The 19,178-nt window shown below is 51.4% G+C and carries 16 protein-coding genes; 13 read left to right on the top strand and 3 right to left on the bottom strand.

The window, feature by feature from the left end:
• Window positions 1-108 precede the first annotated feature (108 nt).
• Window positions 109-1,299: a trimethylamine corrinoid protein 2 gene (locus tag ACTQ1O_RS06135; protein ID WP_441486555.1), complete on the top strand. Its 1,191-nt coding sequence runs from the start codon at window positions 109-111 to the stop codon at window positions 1,297-1,299.
• A 6-nt stretch (window positions 1,300-1,305) separates the two neighbouring features.
• Here ACTQ1O_RS06135 and dut read toward each other — a convergent pair whose 3' ends face one another.
• Together dut and ACTQ1O_RS06125 are read right to left on the bottom strand one after the other, a co-directional pair.
• Window positions 1,306-1,743: a dUTP diphosphatase gene (dut, locus tag ACTQ1O_RS06130; RefSeq protein WP_441486554.1), complete on the bottom strand. Its 438-nt coding sequence runs from the start codon at window positions 1,741-1,743 to the stop codon at window positions 1,306-1,308.
• Window positions 1,740-2,087 (bottom strand): DUF1292 domain-containing protein, encoded by a 348-nt coding sequence (locus ACTQ1O_RS06125; RefSeq protein ID WP_441486553.1) that lies wholly within the window; start codon window positions 2,085-2,087, stop codon window positions 1,740-1,742. The genes dut and ACTQ1O_RS06125 overlap by 4 nt, the downstream gene beginning before the upstream one ends.
• A 398-nt stretch (window positions 2,088-2,485) precedes the next feature.
• Between ACTQ1O_RS06125 and ACTQ1O_RS06120 the strand changes: the two genes are divergently transcribed.
• Together ACTQ1O_RS06120 and ACTQ1O_RS06115 are read left to right on the top strand one after the other, a co-directional pair.
• Window positions 2,486-5,332 carry an NYN domain-containing protein gene (locus tag ACTQ1O_RS06120; protein ID WP_441486552.1) on the top strand — a complete coding sequence of 949 codons (2,847 nt, stop codon included), beginning with the start codon at window positions 2,486-2,488 and terminating at the stop codon, window positions 5,330-5,332.
• 382 nt (window positions 5,333-5,714) lie between these two features.
• Window positions 5,715-6,260: a TetR/AcrR family transcriptional regulator C-terminal domain-containing protein gene (locus ACTQ1O_RS06115; RefSeq protein WP_441475085.1), complete on the top strand. Its 546-nt coding sequence runs from the start codon at window positions 5,715-5,717 to the stop codon at window positions 6,258-6,260.
• Window positions 6,261-6,297: 37 nt separating this feature from the next.
• On the opposite strand, the gene ACTQ1O_RS06110 is transcribed toward ACTQ1O_RS06115, so the two are convergent.
• Window positions 6,298-7,359 carry a hypothetical protein gene (locus ACTQ1O_RS06110; RefSeq protein WP_441486551.1) on the bottom strand — a complete coding sequence of 354 codons (1,062 nt, stop codon included), beginning with the start codon at window positions 7,357-7,359 and terminating at the stop codon, window positions 6,298-6,300.
• Between the two features lie 293 nt (window positions 7,360-7,652).
• Here ACTQ1O_RS06110 and ACTQ1O_RS06105 point away from each other — a divergent pair, with 293 nt between their 5' ends.
• From ACTQ1O_RS06105 to polA, 10 genes are all read left to right on the top strand, one after another.
• Window positions 7,653-8,774, top strand: a complete 1,122-nt coding sequence (locus ACTQ1O_RS06105) for a 4-hydroxybutyrate dehydrogenase (protein ID WP_441486550.1) — start codon at window positions 7,653-7,655, stop codon at window positions 8,772-8,774.
• Window positions 8,775-9,095: 321 nt separating this feature from the next.
• Window positions 9,096-9,386 carry a 30S ribosomal protein S6 gene (gene rpsF / locus ACTQ1O_RS06100; RefSeq protein ID WP_441098951.1) on the top strand — a complete coding sequence of 97 codons (291 nt, stop codon included), beginning with the start codon at window positions 9,096-9,098 and terminating at the stop codon, window positions 9,384-9,386.
• A 27-nt stretch (window positions 9,387-9,413) separates the two neighbouring features.
• Window positions 9,414-9,704 carry a 30S ribosomal protein S18 gene (gene rpsR, locus ACTQ1O_RS06095; protein ID WP_441098950.1) on the top strand — a complete coding sequence of 97 codons (291 nt, stop codon included), beginning with the start codon at window positions 9,414-9,416 and terminating at the stop codon, window positions 9,702-9,704.
• Window positions 9,705-9,882: 178 nt separating this feature from the next.
• Window positions 9,883-11,109: an FtsW/RodA/SpoVE family cell cycle protein gene (locus tag ACTQ1O_RS06090; RefSeq protein WP_441486549.1), complete on the top strand. Its 1,227-nt coding sequence runs from the start codon at window positions 9,883-9,885 to the stop codon at window positions 11,107-11,109.
• A gap of 289 nt (window positions 11,110-11,398) precedes the next feature.
• Complete coding sequence (gene acpP, locus ACTQ1O_RS06085; protein ID WP_441098948.1) at window positions 11,399-11,638, top strand: acyl carrier protein; 240 nt, start codon at window positions 11,399-11,401, stop codon at window positions 11,636-11,638.
• 79 nt (window positions 11,639-11,717) lie between these two features.
• Window positions 11,718-12,455, top strand: coding sequence for a Sir2 family NAD-dependent protein deacetylase (locus ACTQ1O_RS06080; protein WP_441486548.1), 738 nt, complete (start codon window positions 11,718-11,720; stop codon window positions 12,453-12,455).
• A gap of 102 nt (window positions 12,456-12,557) precedes the next feature.
• Window positions 12,558-14,006 (top strand): glutamate--tRNA ligase, encoded by a 1,449-nt coding sequence (gltX, locus tag ACTQ1O_RS06075; RefSeq protein WP_441486547.1) that lies wholly within the window; start codon window positions 12,558-12,560, stop codon window positions 14,004-14,006.
• Entirely contained in the window at window positions 14,006-15,868 is a 1,863-nt protein-coding gene (locus ACTQ1O_RS06070) for an ATP-dependent helicase (RefSeq protein WP_441486546.1), read from the top strand. The genes gltX and ACTQ1O_RS06070 overlap by 1 nt, the downstream gene beginning before the upstream one ends.
• A 26-nt stretch (window positions 15,869-15,894) precedes the next feature.
• Complete coding sequence (locus ACTQ1O_RS06065; protein WP_441475091.1) at window positions 15,895-16,311, top strand: zf-HC2 domain-containing protein; 417 nt, start codon at window positions 15,895-15,897, stop codon at window positions 16,309-16,311.
• A 65-nt stretch (window positions 16,312-16,376) separates the two neighbouring features.
• A complete protein-coding gene (gene polA / locus ACTQ1O_RS06060) occupies window positions 16,377-19,100 on the top strand; it encodes a DNA polymerase I (RefSeq protein ID WP_441486545.1) in 2,724 nt (907 codons plus the stop codon).
• Window positions 19,101-19,178: the final 78 nt, after the last annotated feature.

The raw sequence follows: 19,178 nt of genomic DNA, 5'->3' as shown, positions 1-19,178 counted from the left end.
ACATACTCGATTGATATACAGGCCCTGAAATAAATCCGCAAACAAGGGATCTCCAATTCAGAGATTTGTTATTTCAATCCATAAAAAAGCAAAGTAAAGGAGAATGCAATGCAATACAAGGACAACTGGGATGAAACGAAAAAGAAATTTGACGGCTGGTGGCACCAGAGCAATACCGGAAGACCGCTGATGCACATCGTCGCGCGGAAACCGGAGATTGAACACCTGTCCGATGGTCAGCCGCACGAGGGAGGAATGGATCAGGTCTTCTGCCAGGGCCTGTATTATGATCTGCCAGAAAATCTCAGATGGAAAGATATGGAGGACAAATATATGAACCCGGAGCGCATGGTACTCCGGTACCGCGACTTCTGTGAGAAGCATCTGTTCCTCGGAGAGGCATTTCCGAACATGGAAACCAACTTCGGACCGGGCTCCGTCGCGGCTTATCTCGGTTCTGATATCGGATTCAAGGAGGACACGGTCTGGTTCAAGCCCTGCATCGACGAAGATGACGACTGGGAAGACGTTCCGCCGCTGAAATTTGACCCGGAAAACAAATGGCTTCGCAGACATCTCGAAGTGGTCGAGGGCTGCAGAAAATTCGCGGGCAATGATTTTTGCCTGGATATGCCGGATCTCATGGAAAACGTTGATGTGCTTTCCTCTCTCCGGGGCGCCCAGACCCTCATGATGGATATGATTGAAGACCCGGACTCCATTGAGGAGCGGGTCGGACAGGTGACCGACGCATATTTCGAGTTCTTTGACCGTTTCTATGATCTCGTCAGAACCCCTGACGGGGGCAATTCCTATTCCTGCTTCCAGATCTGGGCTCCGGGAAGAATGGCAAAACTTCAGTGTGACGCCTCGGCCATGATGTCGGTTGACTTCTTTGATGAATTTGTTCTGGATTCGCTGAAAAAACAGACGCAGAAGCTCGACTATGCCATGTATCATCTGGATGGTCCCGGAGCCATCCGCCATCTCGATCATCTTATGGAAATTCCCGGCATCAATGCCCTTCAGTGGACACCGGGAGACACCGGTCCGGACGGCACTTACGAAGAGTGGGACAAGATCTATGACAAGGTAATTGCCTCCGGCAAATCCTTGTGGATCAAGGTATACAGCGGCGGCTTTGACGACTGGATCCGGAACTGTGACAGAATTGTCCGTAAATACGGCTCCTCATCCATCATGTTCTATTACCCGGAGATGTCTCTGTCACAGGCTGAGCAGCTTCTGAAATACGCGGAAGAAAACTGGTCGGATATCAAAGGATCCTTTCGCGGATAATTAAGATCAGGATTTTCCGGTGCTTCCAAAGCCCCCTTCTCCCCGTTCCGTCTCGCCGAGCTGTTCCACTTCCTCAAACTCGGCGGGAAGGAAGGGAAGGATCACAAGCTGCGCAATCCGCTCTCCCGGAGTCACGCGTCGGGCTGTCTCCCCGTCATTGTGAACTGCGATCATAAAGGGACCCCGGTAATCCGCATCAACGACGCCGACACAGTTCGCCGGTCGGAGAGATTCCTTTGCAGCAAGTCCGCTTCTGGCAAAAATGGCTCCGAAATAGCCTTCCGGAATCTCCATCGACAAGCCTGTGCCAACCATAACCGTCGCATGAGGCTCAATTTCCACCGGAGTTTCCACGTCAGCATAAAGATCGTAACCCGCAGCCGACACGCTTCCGCGCGTCGGCATCTTGGCGGTCTCGGTCAGTTTCTTCACTCTGATTTTCATGTCTCATCCTCCGTAAGGTCAATGTTTTTCGTCATAGCCTCGAAAATCTCCGAAGCCTCTCTGTATTCATCTTCACTTTCAATCTGTGTCACAACCGGCGCGCCTTCATCATCTGTATCAAAATGATACAGATACGCCGTACCTTTCGTACTTCCGTCCTCCGGAATCAGAACGATATATTTCTGCGCTGGTGTCTGGAAGATCCTGACGATTGTGCATCTCACGTCCCTTCCGTCCTCATACGTCAGTGTCAGACTTTCCTTATCCGTATCTATAAAAGAGCAGCCCTCCGTGCGGGCCCCACCTTCCGGCGCATTGTTCTTCTGTTCCCTTTCTTCCGCCATATTTTCCTCCATTTCAGACTGTTGAGTCAGCCATCCATATTCCTCTGGTTCAGGCTGCCTTGAGCCGGTCATCTATTTCCTTCTGATTGTACCTGTTTCCGGAGCATGTTACAATACTTCACAGAAAGATCTGTCTCCCCGGATGGCATGCGGTCAAGCTGATGTGTGGCATCCTCCGGAGGCAGTACGGCACGACGCCCATGCCCTGCAGGCATGACGCCGCAATATGAACGAGATAAAACACGCTGTGCGAGTTTTATCTCGCTATCGCGACGCTCGCCGCACACGAATGCTTCGCATTCGGCTGCGGCTCACTGTTCGCGTAAATAAGCTACAGATTGCTTCGTGCCTCGCACTTTCGCAATCTTACATATATGAGCAGAACAGAAGGATAAGCAATGAGCAGCAGACATATCACAGCAGGAATTCTGGCACATGTAGACGCAGGAAAGACAACTCTTTCCGAGAGTCTTCTGTACCTTTCCGGAAAAATACAGAAACAGGGAAGAGTCGATCATAAAGATGCCTATCTTGACACCTGGCAGCTTGAGAAAGACAGGGGCATCACTATTTTTTCCAAGCAGGCGGAGCTATCCTTCGGCGGCACCGACGGGCTCTCCGTAACCCTTCTGGACACACCGGGTCATATCGACTTTTCACCGGAAACAGAGCGGGTTCTTCAGGTTCTCGACTGCGCTATCCTGGTTATCAGCGCGGCGGATGGCGTCATCGGGCAGGTCCGGAATCTCTGGAATCTTCTCGCACATTACAGAATTCCGACATTTCTTTTCGTAAATAAGATGGATCAGCCGGGTGCGGACACCGCAGATCTTCTCCGCGATATCCGGGATAATCTCAGCTCGCAATGCGTGGATTTTACCGGAGTTCAATTTGACCCTGTGCTGCAGATCCCGGAAAATCAGGCAGAGAATATTGCTGTCTGCGATGACCGTGTTCTGGAACACTATCTGGAGACAGAAGAGATCCGGGAGGACGATCTCCGCACCATGATCCGGGACCGGAAGCTCTTTCCCGTTTTCTTCGGATCCGCGCTGAGAAACGAAGGTGTCAGCACGCTGATGCGGGCGATGGACGCTCTTACGCTGATGAAACATTATCCGGACGAATTCGGCGCGCGAATTTTCAAGATATCCCGCGACGATTCCGGAAACCGCCTGACCTGGATGAAGATCACCGGCGGCAGTCTCAGTGTCCGTTCTGTCATCTCTGTCAGAAATGAGGACAGCACAGGAGGCGGCGGAGAGAACACGGACCAGAAGGTCAACCAGATCCGTATCTACTCCGGCAAAAGCTTCGTGCAGGTGCCCCGGGTGGACGCAGGCTCCGTCTGTGCGGTTACCGGACCAGACAAAACCCGGATCGGAATGGGCCTCGGCTTTGAACATGACTCAGATGCATCCGTTCTCCAGCCGGTATGGAAGAGCCGCATCCTTCTTGCGCCGGACCAGGACAGAACCGAAGCTCTCCGGAATCTTCGGGTTCTTGAAGAGGAAGAGCCGCTTCTTCACATTGACCAGGATGACGCATCCGGTGAGATTTCTGCCCGCATCATGGGAAAGGTCCAGATGGAAATTCTGAAAGAGCTCTGTGCACAGCGGTTTAACATGCGAATTGATTTCGCACAGCCTTCGATCATGTACAAAGAGACCATAGCGGATTCCGTCGAGGGCGTGGGTCATTACGAGCCTCTGCGGCATTATGCAGAGGTGCACCTTCTGATGGAACCCGGCGAGCCGGGAAGCGGGCTGGTTCTGGAATCCGACTGCAGCACCGATGATCTGGCTCTCAACTGGCAGCGCCTTATCCTGTCTCATCTGGAGGAGCAGCCGTTTCCGGGCGTTCTGACAGGATCGGAAATCACAGATATTAAGATCACCGTGATCGGCGGAAGAGCATCGGAAAAGCATACCTCCGGAGGGGATTTCCGACAGGCGGCACACAGAGCCGTCCGTCAGGGTCTGATGATGGCAAAAAATGTTCTCCTTGAGCCGGTCCTGCGGCTGCACGCAGAACTGCCGTCCGGGAGCATGGGCCGCTTCATGACAGATATCCAGAGAATGGAGGGATCCGCGGATCTTCGTGAGAATGACGGCAGCACTGCGGTCATCACAGGTTCTGTGCCCGCCGCTTCCCTCGGAGATTATCAGCAGGATTTTATGTCCTATACCCACGGACACGGAAGACTGAGTCTGACACTCAGGGGTTATGAGCCCTGCCGCCATCCCGAAGAGGTGATTCTCGAAAAGGGTTATGATCCCGAGGCGGATACCGATCATCCATCATCCTCCGTATTCTGCTCCCACGGAGCCGGAATCCGGGTGCCGTGGAATCAGGTCCGGGACTATATGCACATCGACACCGGATGGCGTCCCGATATGAAATGGCTAACCGCAGAGGACCAGGAACTCTCTGCCGACGGTCTGAAAGCAGAAAATACAGAAAAGACAGGCGAAAAAAAGATTTTTTCCGCGGGCTGGCAGAAAAAACACAGGACAAGAGAGAAATCATGGACAGAAGAGCAGCGCACCCGCGAAAACGAGGAAAATGAGCTGCAGCAGATTTTCGAAAAAACCTACAGCGGATCCAGCTGGAACACTCCCATCCACAGCGCTGCGAACAGCTATTCAAATGAGGCCGGAATATGGAGCCGTGACGGCTCTCTGGAAAGGGCGGAGAGAGACAAAACAGAGCAGAATAAATCGGAGAGCTGTGGAACAGCGGCCGCAAAATCAGCTGGTGAACAGACCTCCTCCGGCAAAAATCAACGCTCCGGAATCACCGGAGTCACTCCGAAGAAGGAGGATTATCTGCTGGTTGACGGATACAACATCATCTTCAGCTGGGAAGAACTCCGCAGCCTTGCGGCTTCCGGCATGGATGCCGCAAGAGACCGTCTGATCGACATTATGAGCAACTTCCACGGCACAAGATCCGGTACCCTGATTCTGGTTTTTGATGCGTATAAGGTGCCTGGCGGGAGAGGTGCGGTCTGCCGTTACCATAACATCTATGTTGTTTACACGAAGGAGGCGGAAACTGCAGACGCCTACATTGAAAAGACTGTACATAAAATCGGAAAGCAGGGCAATGTCACCGTCGCGACCTCCGACGGCCTCGAACAGGTGATCATCTTCGGGGAGGGCGCGCGCCGTATGTCTGCCCGGGAATTGCTGCTGGAAGTAGAGGCCTCCCGGAAGGAACTCCGTTCGACCTACCATTTATAATTACCTTTGATAACGGACTTCAATGATGGGTTTCGATGGCGGTCCTCGATAACAGCCATCGATAATGGTCTTCTATAATAGCTTTCGATAACAGCCCTCGATAATGATCTTCTATAATAGCTTTCGATAACAGCCTTCATAATGGCCTTCAAGATACAGAATCTGGCTTTCCCTGTATCCTGTCCTGTGATATAATTGGAACAGATTTTGGAATGTGTTACCGGATAAATATCTGTACATATATGATATTTATTTACAAGATCAGACACCTCTGCCTGCCATAAGCCGGCAACAGTCTGCTTCCGGCCCGGCGTGCAAAACGCCCTGCGTCGATCTGGCGCAGTCCGGTGTCTGATTTCAGAATGGACAGGAGTGTGATTTTGTGCCCGACGCTAACATAACGAAGAATGCACTTGCCTCTTCCATGAAAAAGCTGATGAAGGAAAAGCTTTTTGAGAAGATCAGTGTCATCGACATCTGTGAGGGCTGCGGAATGAACCGCAAGAGCTTTTATTATCACTTCAAGGACAAGTACGATCTGGTCAACTGGATTTTCTACACCGACTTTATCAAAACCGCCAGCAAACGATCCTATACCAACGGGTGGGATCTTCTGACCGCGGTTGTCGAGCTGTTCTCCAGTGACCGTGCCTTCTACAAGGCGGCTCTTGAGATCCAGGGTCAGAACTCCTTCCGTGATTATTTTTATGAGGCGACCGTGCCGATCTTCTCCATGTTTTCGGAGGCAATGATCTCCGACACGGAAAGCGCTGTCCTCGATCCACATTATTTCACGGACGCCTTTCTGGTCATCATGTACCGCTGGCTCAGCCAGAAGACCGATCAGAGCCCCGAGGAATTTATCGAGAGTCTGAAGAATGTACTCGTAAAGATCGGAAAGGATATTGTCAGATCAGAAAATTCCTGATACATCTCCCCCGTGGATCCGGTGACAATCATCGGATTCATGAGGGATTTTCTCTTGGAAGGCCGATCGTAAACAGCTGATCCAGCGATGTCGTGTGTCTGAAATCAGAGATCGTCTCCGTCGTGGTTTTGATGTCTCCGTTCTCGAGAAGCTCGAAGTAACATTCATCCTCTGAGATGATGTGGTTGATCTGCACAGCATCTCCTGCCAGATCGAACAGGATCATCGGATACTCCGGATGCGTACGCAGAGACCGGCAGTACTTCGCGACCTTTGCTCCGTTCCTTTTCGAACAGGTGTCGTCGCTGACCAGAAGATTGATACCTGCATTGAGCTCCGCGAGCCCCTCGGCTTTCTGATCATTGTACCAGGCAGCCGCGTCTTCATTCCCGTACACCGCGTAAATGCCATAAAGGATCTTGTTTTTCTTCATTGCGCTTACATTATCTGCCGTTGCAGCGCCCCTGTTCTGGAACATAACCATGCTGTTGGTACACTCTTTGATTCCCGCAACCTGAACCGGATTCAGCGGCTCATCCGGAAGCAGCGACACAAAAGCACACTCCGGATGCTGCTTCACCAGATCCATGAGTCTTCCAATACAGGTAATTGCGCCGGAGAGACGGATGAAATAGCAATATATTCCCATCGCCGTTCCCTGACGGACACAGCTTTCCAGTTCGCTGACCGACAAACCGTCCTTCAGCGTCGGATTGATCCGGAGTGTAAGTGCCCACGGAATGTGATAGGGAAGCGACAACTCATGTTCCCGTATCACCTTGCCGCCATAGGTAAGTCCACTGTATCCAAAGCTGATCCCGAAATCCTTCAGATTTTTCCGGTCCGTATTCCGCAGCATCTGCTCAATTGCCTCATAGTAAGGGCTGTCATCATTGCGAAGGAGATCCTGCACGATGCTCAGCACCTCGTCCATGAATCTTCCCTTGATGAACATCCGGCCCATGTCCGTGAGCTTCCGGATACTCCGCTTCGGGTCCTCCTCGATCTCACGAAGCCCCCGGTCTACAGACGCGTCGATTAGCGCCCTTGTTATATTATTCGGTCCCTGTGGCTTATTGTCATCCCTCGAATTTTTCATTGCTTTTCCTCGTTATTTTCTAAAATTCAATTCATTATAGAAAAAATGAAAGCAGATTCACACGGTCAGATTTTTCCGTTTGTCTAAAGAATCTGTCATTCCCAGTCCGTTCCGGAAATCCCAGAGCACCAGAAGGTTGATATAGGTACCCGATCAGGCTGAATCCATAAAATTTAATGAAATATGAGTACCTGATCGAGCTGAATCCATAAAATAAAAGAATGGAATATCTCAAAGCAGGATATATAATTGTTATAAAAAGCGCATGATATGCAAACAAGGAGGCAGAGAAATTGGAAGGTTTTTGCATTCGCACCAAAATAAAGGAGTATGACACATTTAAGGAGTTCGCGAATGATGAGCAGCTTGGACCGGATGACCTGATTCTGACCAATGAATACATTTACAGTCCGTCCATCGAGCCGCTGGGGCTTGGATGCCAGACATTGTTTCAGGAAAAATACGGAGCAGGTGAACCGACAGACAACATGGTAAACGCTATTCTCGATGATCTGCGTGACAAAAATTTCACCCGGATTATCGCAGTCGGAGGAGGAACAATCATTGATATCGCAAAGGTTGTTGCTGTAGCGTCTCCGGAAGACCATGTCGACGATCTGTACGATCATAAGGACAGCCTGAAGAAGCATCACGAGCTGATCATTGTGCCCACGACCTGCGGAACCGGAAGCGAGGTGACAAACATCTCGGTCATCAACCGTGTCAGCAGGGGTGTAAAAATGGGTCTGACCTCACCGTCCATGTATGCGGATGCCGCCGCCATGATTACAAATATGCTGGCAACCCTTCCCTACAAGGTATTCGCTACCTCCTCCATCGACGCGATGATTCACGCCGTGGAATCTTATCTAAGCCCGAACGGTTGCAGCATTTCCAGAATCTTCTCCGAGGCTGCCCTCCGCACGATTCTGAAAGGCTGGAGTCTTTCCGTGGAAAGCGGAGGAAACGAGGCCTGGAAGGCGTACAGCGCAGACTTCCTGAAGGCATCCAACTGGGCAGGCCTTGCCTTCGGCTATGCGGGATGCGCTGCCGTTCATGCCCTGAGCTATCCTCTCGGAAGTGTGTACCATGTGCCGCACGGCCAGTCCAATCAGCTGATGTTCGCGGATGTAATGCGTAAGTACAAGGAGATCAAACCGGTCGGAAGAATCAACGATCTCGAGAACCTTCTCGCGGAGTGCCTGGGCACGAAGCCGGAGAACGCGCTCGACGCTCTGTACGCATTGATGGATAAAGTTCTGAAGAAGGAGCCGCTCCGCAGCTTCGGCGTGAAGGAGTCCGACCTTCCGGTATTCGCGAAGAATGTACCGCAGACGCAGCAGCGTCTTCTGAAGAACAACTATGTACCCCTGACCGAAGCACAGATCCTCGAGATCTACAAAGCCGCCTACTGAACATGCTCTTCGAAAACGCAGTGCGGAGCAATCTGCAGGTTATCCCGTACGGTATCATGAATCCCTCTTCGGAAGCGCCTTTGATAGCGCCTTCGATAGCGCAGCTCAGGGTTTAAAAAAATTTGCAGCACAGAGTATTAAAAATTTACGCAGCACAGGGCATTAAAAATTCACGTTAAAAATTTACGCAGCACAGGGCATTAAAAATTTACTTTACATTCGAAAAACCATATGCTAAAATATCTAGCCGTGAGACAATCTCTTACACCTTGTTTTCTGCGAGACGCAGAAAGCCACTAATGTCCAGAAGGGAGAAATACAATGCATAAGTATGAACTGGCACTGGTAATCAGTGCAAAGCCGGATGATGAGACCAGAGCAGCTATCCTTGATAAGGCGAAAGGTTATATCACCCGTTACGATGGAACCATCGGAGAGATTGAGGAGTGGGGCAAAAAGAAGCTTGCTTACGAGATCCAGAAAGAGACTGAAGGATTTTATTACTTTATCCCGTTTGAGGCACCGGTAACCGCACCGGCAGAGATCGAGAGACATTGCCGCATCATGGACAACGTTCTTCGCTATCTGATTGTACGCACAGACGAAGAGTAATTCATTTTTAATAAGGAGGATAAAGTAATGGCAGAAGTAGAAAATACAACAACTGCAGCAGCAAACGAGAGACCGGCAAGAACCGAAGCTCCGGCAAGAAGAAGAGTACAGCGCAGAAGAAGAAAAGTATGCGTTTTCTGCGGTAAGGACAACGTTATTGATTACAAGGACGCGGCAAAGCTCAGAAGATACATCTCCGAGAGAGGCAAGATCCTTCCGAGACGTGTCACCGGCAACTGCGCAAAGCACCAGAGAGCAATCACCTCTGCGATCAAGCGCGCAAGACATCTGGCAATTCTTCCGTATGTTGAGGATTAATTCCGGATATTTCAGTCAGGTTATTTCGCTGTAATGGCAAGGAAGCTGTCAGGCTATATAATAGCCGGGCAGCTTCTTTTGTTTTGCGTAATCATCCGCTATGTGCTATACTTTGCTAAAAGATGAACCGTGAGCCGTACCTGCTGCGGTCCGCGCATCGAAGGAGAGAGTAAGATCCATGCCTTTTTCCAGAAAAACTGCCCGGAAACCTTCCGCGTCCCGCGCATCCAGAAAGAAGGAACCGGGATATTTTGATTATAATCTGCTCGCTGTTATCATTATTCTGATCTGCTTCGGCCTTGTCATGCTGTACAGTGCCAGCGCATATGAGGCAAAGAACGATCCCGTGATCAACAGCGACATGTATTATTTTATCCGACAGGCGGGATTCAGCGCCGCAGCCATTGCAATCGCTCTTATTATATCCCGGATCAACTATCATCTCTGGATTCGCCTTGCGCCGGCAATATATGTCCTCGCCATGATCCTCATGGCGATGGTACGTTTCACACCATTCGGAATCACGGTAAACGGTGCCAGGAGATGGCTGAAGATCGGCATACAGTTTCAGCCGGCAGAGATCGCAAAGATTGCGATCATCGTGTTCATGCCATACATGATTCTTCTCATGGGCAGAAATCTGAACACCTTGAGAGCGGTCTTCTTTCTTGCGATATTCGGCGTTGCCCAGGCAGCCGGCGCGTATTTCTTTACCGACAACCTGAGTACTGCGATCATCATCGCGGGAATTGTAATCGGAATTATTTTCCTCGCACACCCGAAGACAAGGGAATTTATCGTGTTCGGTCTGGGGGCAATTGCGCTGGTCATTATTATCCTGATCATTATGAACTACTCCATGACTTCGAGCAGCAGCTTCCGTCTGAGACGTATTCTGGCCTGGCTCCATCCGGAGGAGAATCTGAGCACTGACAGCTATCAGGTACTGCAGGGATTGTATGCAATCGGTTCCGGCGGGCTGTTCGGAAAGGGCCTTGGCAACAGTGTGCAGAAGCTTTCCATCATCCCTGAGGCTCAGAATGACATGATCTTCGCGATTATCTGCGAGGAACTCGGGCTTTTCGGAGCGATTCTGCTGATGCTGCTGTTTGGCTATATGCTCTACCGGCTTATCGTTATCGCGCAGAACGCACCTGATCTCTACGGAACGCTGATCGTCAGCGGTATCTTTATCCATATAGCTCTTCAGGTCATTCTGAATATCGCCGTCGTTCTCAACGTCATTCCAACGACAGGCGTCACGCTTCCGTTCATCAGTTACGGAGGTACGTCGGTCATATTCATCATGATTGAAATGGGAATTGCGCTGAATGTCGCGCGTAACATCCGTAATACGGAAACTGCGGAAAACCGGCGGTTTGAAAGGGTATTTCGTGAGAATTGATCTCCTGCCCGCACAGAACCGCTTTACCGGCAGAATCCGCGTCTTCGCTTTCCGGATCTTGTGCTGCCCCATGTGTGCCGCCAGCCGGCGTCCGGCTTGCATTCCGCCGCGTGGCTTAGCCAGGATTAAAAGATAACCTGCAATATAAATTCTAAAATGGAATGCCATAATATAGTGCGGCAATATTAAAACAGAGTACCAGGATATAGTGCTGCAATATAACACTGCAATACTGTACAGAGAAGTATAAAAGGAAGTATAAAAGAAATAATGACAGAGAGGTGATAATATGTTAGAGAAAATGAAGAAAATCCTGTCGGAGCAGCTTGATATTGACGAAAATGAGATTACACCGGAATCCAGATTCAAGGAAGACCTTGATGCCGATTCCCTTGACCTCTTTGAGCTGCTAACCACACTCGAGGAGCAGTATGACATCGAAATCCCTGCCGAGGACATGGAGGGACTGACTACTGTCGGAAAGGTAATTGACTATCTAAAGTCAAAGGGGATTGAATCCAGGATGTAATACCGTAAATGATCAGGCGGGCTTCGCGTGTCCGAAACCGCCCGACGATGGCTTGATACAGTAGAAGGGGGCTTTTACTATGAGCATCGGTTACTTAAAATCCATTCTGGAGAATGGAAGAAATATCGTATGCCTTCTTGGGAGAGGTCCGGCGGCTGAGCAGGGATGCGACCTGTATCGCGAGGATTTCAGCTACGATGTCGAAGTGCGCTACGGGCGTTCTCCCAGTGAAATCGTCAACAGCACATTCTACAACAACCGGCCAGAGGTCTTCTATGAATTTTACCGCGAAGATATTCTGAACCGAAGAGGGGAGCCCGACGAGGTGAACTTCTGTCTGAAAAGGCTTGAGGATGACGGAAAGCTCAGAGGCATTGTAACAAGAGGATTTTTTGATCTGTCACGGCGTGCCGGCTGTCACAATGTGATTCACCTGTACGGCAACATTGACCGAAACTTCTGTCCGCATTGCGGAAGGATTTATGACGCGGAATATATATTAAGCCATAAGCCGCTTCCACTCTGTGAGAAATGCGGAACCCTGATTCACCCGGGAATCGCGCTGTCAGGCGAGATGCTGGACCGCCGCACCATGAACCGGGCGATTGAACTCATCAGCTCTGCGGACATTCTTCTGGTCGTGGGCACTGATCTGCAGTCCAGGCTCGGCTCGATGGCAAAGTACTTCACCGGCGACAGAATCTGCCTGATCAATACGACAGATCATTATTCTGATGAAGCGGCGGACTGTGTATGCATCGGCAACATCGCAAAAATCATGCACGAGGCATATCCGGTTTCCCTTGGCATTAAATAATGCTCCGAACCCGGCCAGAATACGCCCTGTTCTGCATAAAAGCCCGTGTCAGAAACGCCGCAGGCAATTACTAACCATACCAACATGAAGGAGATTTTGAAAATGACACCAGTAAAAACCAGATTTGCTCCAAGTCCCACCGGACGCATGCATGTAGGCAACCTCCGCACAGCATTATACTCCTATCTGATCGCCAAACATGCCGGAGGCACCTTTATGCTCCGCATAGAGGACACCGATCAGGAACGTTTTGTCCCGGAAGCGCTGGATATTATCTACCAGACGCTGAAGGACACCGGTCTTGAGCATGACGAGGGTCCGGACAAAGATGGCGGTGTGGGCCCCTACATCCAGAGTGAGCGCTGCAAGCTCGGCATTTACCAGAAATATGCCGACCAGCTCGTGGAACAGGGCGATGCCTACTACTGCTTCTGCAGCAAGGAGCGTCTGGAAAGCCTGAGACGTACCGTCGGAGGCAAGGAGATTTCTGCATACGACAAGCATTGTCTCCACCTCTCGAAGGAAGAGGTGCAGGCGAAACTGGCAGCGGGAGAGCCCCATGTCATCCGTTTCAACATGCCTCTGGAGGGCACCACGACCTTTCACGATGAAATCTACGGAAACATCACGGTAGAAAACGCGGAGCTTGATGATCTGATTCTGATCAAATCTGACGGCTATCCGACCTACAATTTTGCGAACGTCGTCGATGATCACCTGATGGGCATCACACACGTGGTCCGCGGTAATGAATATCTTTCCTCAACGCCGAAATACAACCGGATTTACGAAGCCTTCGGCTGGGATATCCCGACCTACGTCCATTGCCCGCTGATCACCAATGAAGAAGGGCAGAAGCTCTCCAAGCGTTCCGGTCACTCCTCTTTTGAGGATCTGATCGATCAGGGCTATCTGAAGGAAGCCGTTGTCAATTTCGTTGCCCTTCTCGGATGGAGCCCGGCGGGAGACCGCGAAATCTATTCGCTCAAAGAGCTGACCGAAATCTTTGACTATCATCATATCAATAAGTCCCCGGCTGTCTTCGATATGACCAAGCTGAAATGGATGAACAGCGAATACATCAAGGCCATGAGTGACGAGGATTTCTATCCGCTCGCGGAGCCGTATCTGAAGAAGTATGTTACCGGCCCATACGATCTGAAAAAGATTGCTGCGATGGTTCGGACCCGTATTCAGATCCTGCCCGATATTGAGGAGCAGGTGGATTTCTTCAATGCCGTTCCGGACTATGATGTGGATCTGTTCAACCACAAGAAATCAAAGAGCACCATTGATTCTTCGCGCGCCATCCTGAAAGATGTTCTTCCGCTTCTCGAAGACGCCGGAAACTTCGACAACGACACCCTGTTCAATATCCTGAAGAACTACGCGGCGGAGAAGGAATACAAGGTCAACACCGTGATGTGGCCGCTCCGCACCGCAGTTTCCGGCAAACCGGCGACGCCGGCGGGCGCCACCGGACTGATGGAGGTGCTTGGCAGAGACGAGACCATCGCCCGTATTCAGGCCGCGATCCGGAAGCTCGGCTGATGCGGTACAATTCTTCTCAGCTGAAGGCGATTGAGCACGGAGGCGGTCCTGCGCTTGTACTTGCCGGGCCCGGCTCCGGCAAGACCGCCGTCATTACCGGCCGAACCGTCCGGCTGATTCAAAACGGAATCTCTCCTTCCTCCATTCTTGTTGTGACCTTTACCAGGGCAGCGGCAGCGGAGATGAAGGAGAGATTTTTAAAAATGACCGGACGTTCCGCCAGTCCGGTAACCTTCGGAACCTTTCACGGGATTTTTTACGGGATTTTGAAAAACACCTATCGCATCAGCGGCAGCAACATTCTTGCGGACGCCAGAGCTCTGCAGCTTCTCCGCGAGATTCTGGAGCACACCTGTCCCGATACGCAGGAGGCGGATCTGCCATCTTCCGTCGCACGGGAAATCAGTCAGGTCAAGGGCAGCCGGATGGACATCAATCATTTCTACTCCGGTGTTCTTCCCACGGACGCCTTCCGCAAGGTCTTCCGCGCCTATGAAAATTGGAAAAGGGATAACCGGATGCTGGATTTTGACGATATCATTACCCGCTGCTACGAGCTTCTGACGACGCGTCACGATATCCTGAGTCTCTGGCAGCAGAAGTTCCGGTACATCCTTGTCGATGAATTTCAGGATATCAGTCCTCTGCAGTATGAGATCATCCGGCTTCTCGCCCTTCCCGAAAACAACCTCTTTATTGTCGGAGACGACGACCAGTCGATTTACCGTTTTCGCGGCGCCAATCCGGATCTGATGCTGAATTTCCCGAAGGTCTATCCGGGCTGTCAGGTCATCGCGCTGGAGGAAAACTACCGCAGCACTCCCGAGATCCTGAAAGCCGCGGAAAATCTGATCTGCCACAACCGGAAACGCTTCAGGAAGAATATTCTCTCTTCCAGGCCCTCCGGTTCTCCCGTTTCCTTTGAATGCTTTGACAATCCGAGAAAGGAATGTGTGCGCATGGCACAGCAGATCCGGGAAGCACATGACGGAGGAGTGCCATATGAGAAAACCGCAGTACTGTTCCGCACGAATGTCGGATGCAGACAGGCTGTTGAACAGCTGATGGCCTATCAGATTCCTTTCCGGATGGGTGATGTCATCCCCTGTGTCTTTGATCACTGGATCGCAAAGGATGTCATGGCCTACATGGATCTTGGAGCCATGAGCCGCGAACGCAGAGGAAAGAGAAGTGATTTTCTCCGCGTATACAACCGCCCGAACCGTTATTTTTCCAGAGAAGCGTTCTATGACCCGCTGGTCACCTATGAGAGTCTGTACAGTTATTATGAAGATAAGGACTGGATGGTACGGAGAGTCGATGAGCTGGAAACCAATCTCACCATGATCCGTCACCTCGCCCCCTATGGTGCCCTGAACTACATCCGGAGAGAGATCGGTTACGAAGGTTATCTCCGTGATTATGCGATGCAGCGGAACATTCCGCCGGAGGATCTTCTGCAGGTTCTCGATGAACTGACGGAAAGCGCCCGCAATTACAGGACCTGTGAGGAATGGAAGGAGTCCATCGAAAAATATCGGGAAAAGCTGGAGCAGCAGCGGGCTCTCCGTTCCGAGGAACATTCCGGCGTTGTTGTATCTACTCTGCACGCCTCCAAGGGTATGGAATATGACACCGTATATATCCTTGACGTAAATGAGGGAATCATCCCCTATCACAAGGCAGTTCTTGACGCCGACCTGGAAGAGGAACGGCGCATGCTCTATGTCGGAATGACCCGCGCCCGGAAAGACCTGTACATCTATTCTGTCCGGGAGCGGTACGACAAGAAGATCGCTCCGTCCCGCTTTCTGCGGGAAATCGAGGCAGGGCTTACCGATACCGCCCGTCAGCAGACGTAAGCCGTATTCTATCAGGGAGAGAACATATGGATTCTTCTGAATTTATCAGCAAAAGCAGGAAAATCACCTGCCGCGAGGCGGAAGCAATGATCCCCGATTACCTTGAGGACAGGCTGTCGGACAAGGATCTTGCGGTTTTCCTGAACCATATAAACAACTGCAACAAATGTCACGATGAGCTGGAGACGAATTTCATGGTGGACCTTACGGTCCGTTACCTGAATGAGGAGGATCCCCAGGGGTCTTTTAATCTGAAACCAATGCTGCAGAAGAACATCAACGAAAAAACAGCCCGTCTCGTTCATAAGCACCGCATGAGGAAGCTGAGAGCATTGATATTCTTTATCACCATGATGCTGATTATTCTCTGGCTCCTGGACCTCGCCCATGTTCTGGGAATCACCGACGCGGCTGCAGAGTTCTTCCGCGGAATCGGACTGTAATCAGCATCCCTGCAATCCTGCACCATATGATCATCCTGCAGCATATAATTTAAGGAGAGAATGCTTTGAGTGAAACATTTCTGGTAATAGACGGACACAGTATGATGAACCGCGCCTTTTACGGTCTTCCCGACCTCACCAATGCCGAAGGCAGACACACCAATGCCGTCCTTGGATTCCTGAACATCATGCTGAAGGTTCTCGAGGAAGAGAAACCCGCGTATCTGGCGGTCGCCTTTGATGTGCACGCCCCGACCTTCCGGCACCGTATGTTTGAAGCCTACAAGGGCACGCGTCATCCGATGCCAGAGGAACTAAAAGAACAGATTCCCCTCATTCAGGAAGTCCTGAAGGCGATGGGAATTCTGATCCTGACAAAGGAAGGCTACGAAGCCGACGACATCATCGGCACTATATCGAGAAGAAGCGAAGCGAAGGGGATGAACGTCACCATCCTCTCCGGCGACCGGGATCTCCTTCAGCTCGCCACGGACAAGGTTCTGGTCAGGATTCCGAAGACGAAGGGCGGACAGACCGTTGTCCAGGACTATCATACCCGGGAGGTCATTGAAGAATACCAGATCACCCCTGCCCAGGTCATTGAACTGAAAGCCCTGATGGGAGACAGCTCCGATAATATCCCGGGTCTTCCCGGAGTCGGTGTCAAGACCGCGACAAAGATCCTGCAGAGCTATGGAACTATTGAAAATGCCCACGAGCATCTCGAAGAGATCAAGCCAAGGAAAGCCATGGAGGCGATGCGGGATCACTGGGATCTTGCAGTGCTCTCCAAGAAGCTGGCCACGATCAACACCGACAGTCCGATCGTTCTGGACTATGATCAGGCAAGACTTGGCAATATTTTCACGCCTGAGGCATACCAGCTCTTCAAGGAACTGGGCTTCAAAAAGCTATTGCTTCATTTTGACTCCTCTGCCCAGAACACAGAAGACGCACTCACGGTTCAGACGGTCAGAGACAGCGAGGAAGCCGACCGCATCTTCACGAAGACAGCCTCCTCCGCGGAGGCCGGGATTTATCTGCTGCAAAGCTTTGAACCCATATCCCGCACGCCAGAGATCTTCGGTCTTGCTGTCTCACTGGCAGATGTCGGAACCTGGTACATCCCGGCTTCCGAAACGATTTCCGCCTCAAAGATCAGGGACGGAGTACTGCGGATCGCACAGAGTCCCTGCGTGCTTTCCACCTTTGCGCTCAAGGACCAGATGAAATCTCAGCCGCTTCCCGAGGATTTTTTTACCGAACCCGCAAACGGCAATCCGGAGGTTTCCTCAAAGGGAAACGGCACGGATCCCTCCGTCACCGGAATCTTTGACATCAGCATAGCCGCTTATCTTCTGGATCCTCTCAAAGCAGACTATCCCTTTGACAGCATCGGCGCCGCGTATCTCACAGAGCCCGTTCTGTCCGCCGGAGAGATTTTCGGCACAAAGAAGCTGCCCGCTCCGGGGGAAATGGAAGAGTCGAAGGCTGCGCTCTACGCCGGACAGATTGCCCGGATTTCGCTGAAGGCAAGGGCTCCGATGATCCGCGCGCTGAAGGAATCCGGCATGTACCAGCTCATGACAGATATCGAGATGCCGCTTGTGTTCACCCTTCATGATATGGAGACAGAAGGGATCCGCATTCTGCCGGAGGAGCTTGCAGCTTACGGGCAGAGACTTGCCGGAGGAATTGCCTCCCTTGAGAAACGGATCTATGAGGAGGCGGGAGAGGAATTCAATATCAATTCTCCGAAGCAGCTCGGCGTCATTCTTTTTGAAAAAATGAAACTTCCCGGCGGCAAGAAGATAAAGACAGGGTATTCAACCTCGGCAGACGTGCTTGAAAAGCTCGCTCCCGATGTCCCCCTTGTTCAGGATATTCTGGATTACCGGCAGCTCTCCAAACTGAAATCCACCTACGCGGACGGTCTCGCCGGCTTTGTGTCGGATGACGGACGAATCCACACAACCTTTAAGCAGACCATCACCGCAACCGGCAGAATCAGCAGCACCGATCCGAACCTTCAGAACATCCCGGTACGGATCGAACTTGGCAGACAGATCCGGAAGGTCTTTGTCCCCAGGGAAGGGTATATCTTCGTGGACGCCGACTATTCGCAGATCGAACTGCGTGTGCTCGCGTCAATGTCCGGAGATGAAAAACTGATCGAGGCATATCGGGAGGCGAAGGACATACACCGCATCACTGCATCGCAGGTCTTCCACGTTCCCTTTGACGAGGTCACACCGGTCATGCGGCGGAACGCAAAGGCTGTGAACTTCGGAATCGTATACGGGATCAGCGCCTTCGGCCTGAGCAGGGACCTCGACATCTCACGGAAGGAGGCCGCGGATTACATCGAGCGCTACTACGAAACCTATCCCGGAATCCGGTCGTTCCTGGATGGTCTCGTCACAGACGCGAGGGAGAAAGGCTATTCCGTCACCAGATTTGGCCGCCGCCGTCCAATGCCAGAGCTGAAATCCTCCAATTTCATGCAGCGCTCCTTCGGTGAAAGAGTCGCGAAGAACGCGCCGATTCAGGGCACGGCCGCCGATATCATCAAGATCGCCATGAACCGGGTGAACCGGCGCCTCCGGAGAGAGCATCTGAAATCACGGCTTCTCATCCAGGTTCACGATGAGCTTCTCGTAGAGACGGCAAGGGATGAGGAAAAACAGGTGAGGAATATTCTCCGGGAAGAAATGGAAGGCGCGGCAGACCTTGCCGTCCGCCTTGAGGTCGATATCCATGACGGGTCAAGCTGGTACGAGGCAAAATAAAGCGCCTGATACTGCGGCGTCTGGCTTTTTACAGTACATGGTGCCCCGCTCTTGCGGGGTACGGCAGGAGGAATGACA

It is taken from the genome of Bilifractor sp. LCP21S3_A7, from assembly GCF_052118825.1.
Taxonomy (GTDB): domain Bacteria; phylum Bacillota; class Clostridia; order Lachnospirales; family Lachnospiraceae; genus Bilifractor.
Note: the sequence above shows the minus strand (reverse complement) of the source record. Positions and strands in the feature narration are given on the sequence as shown.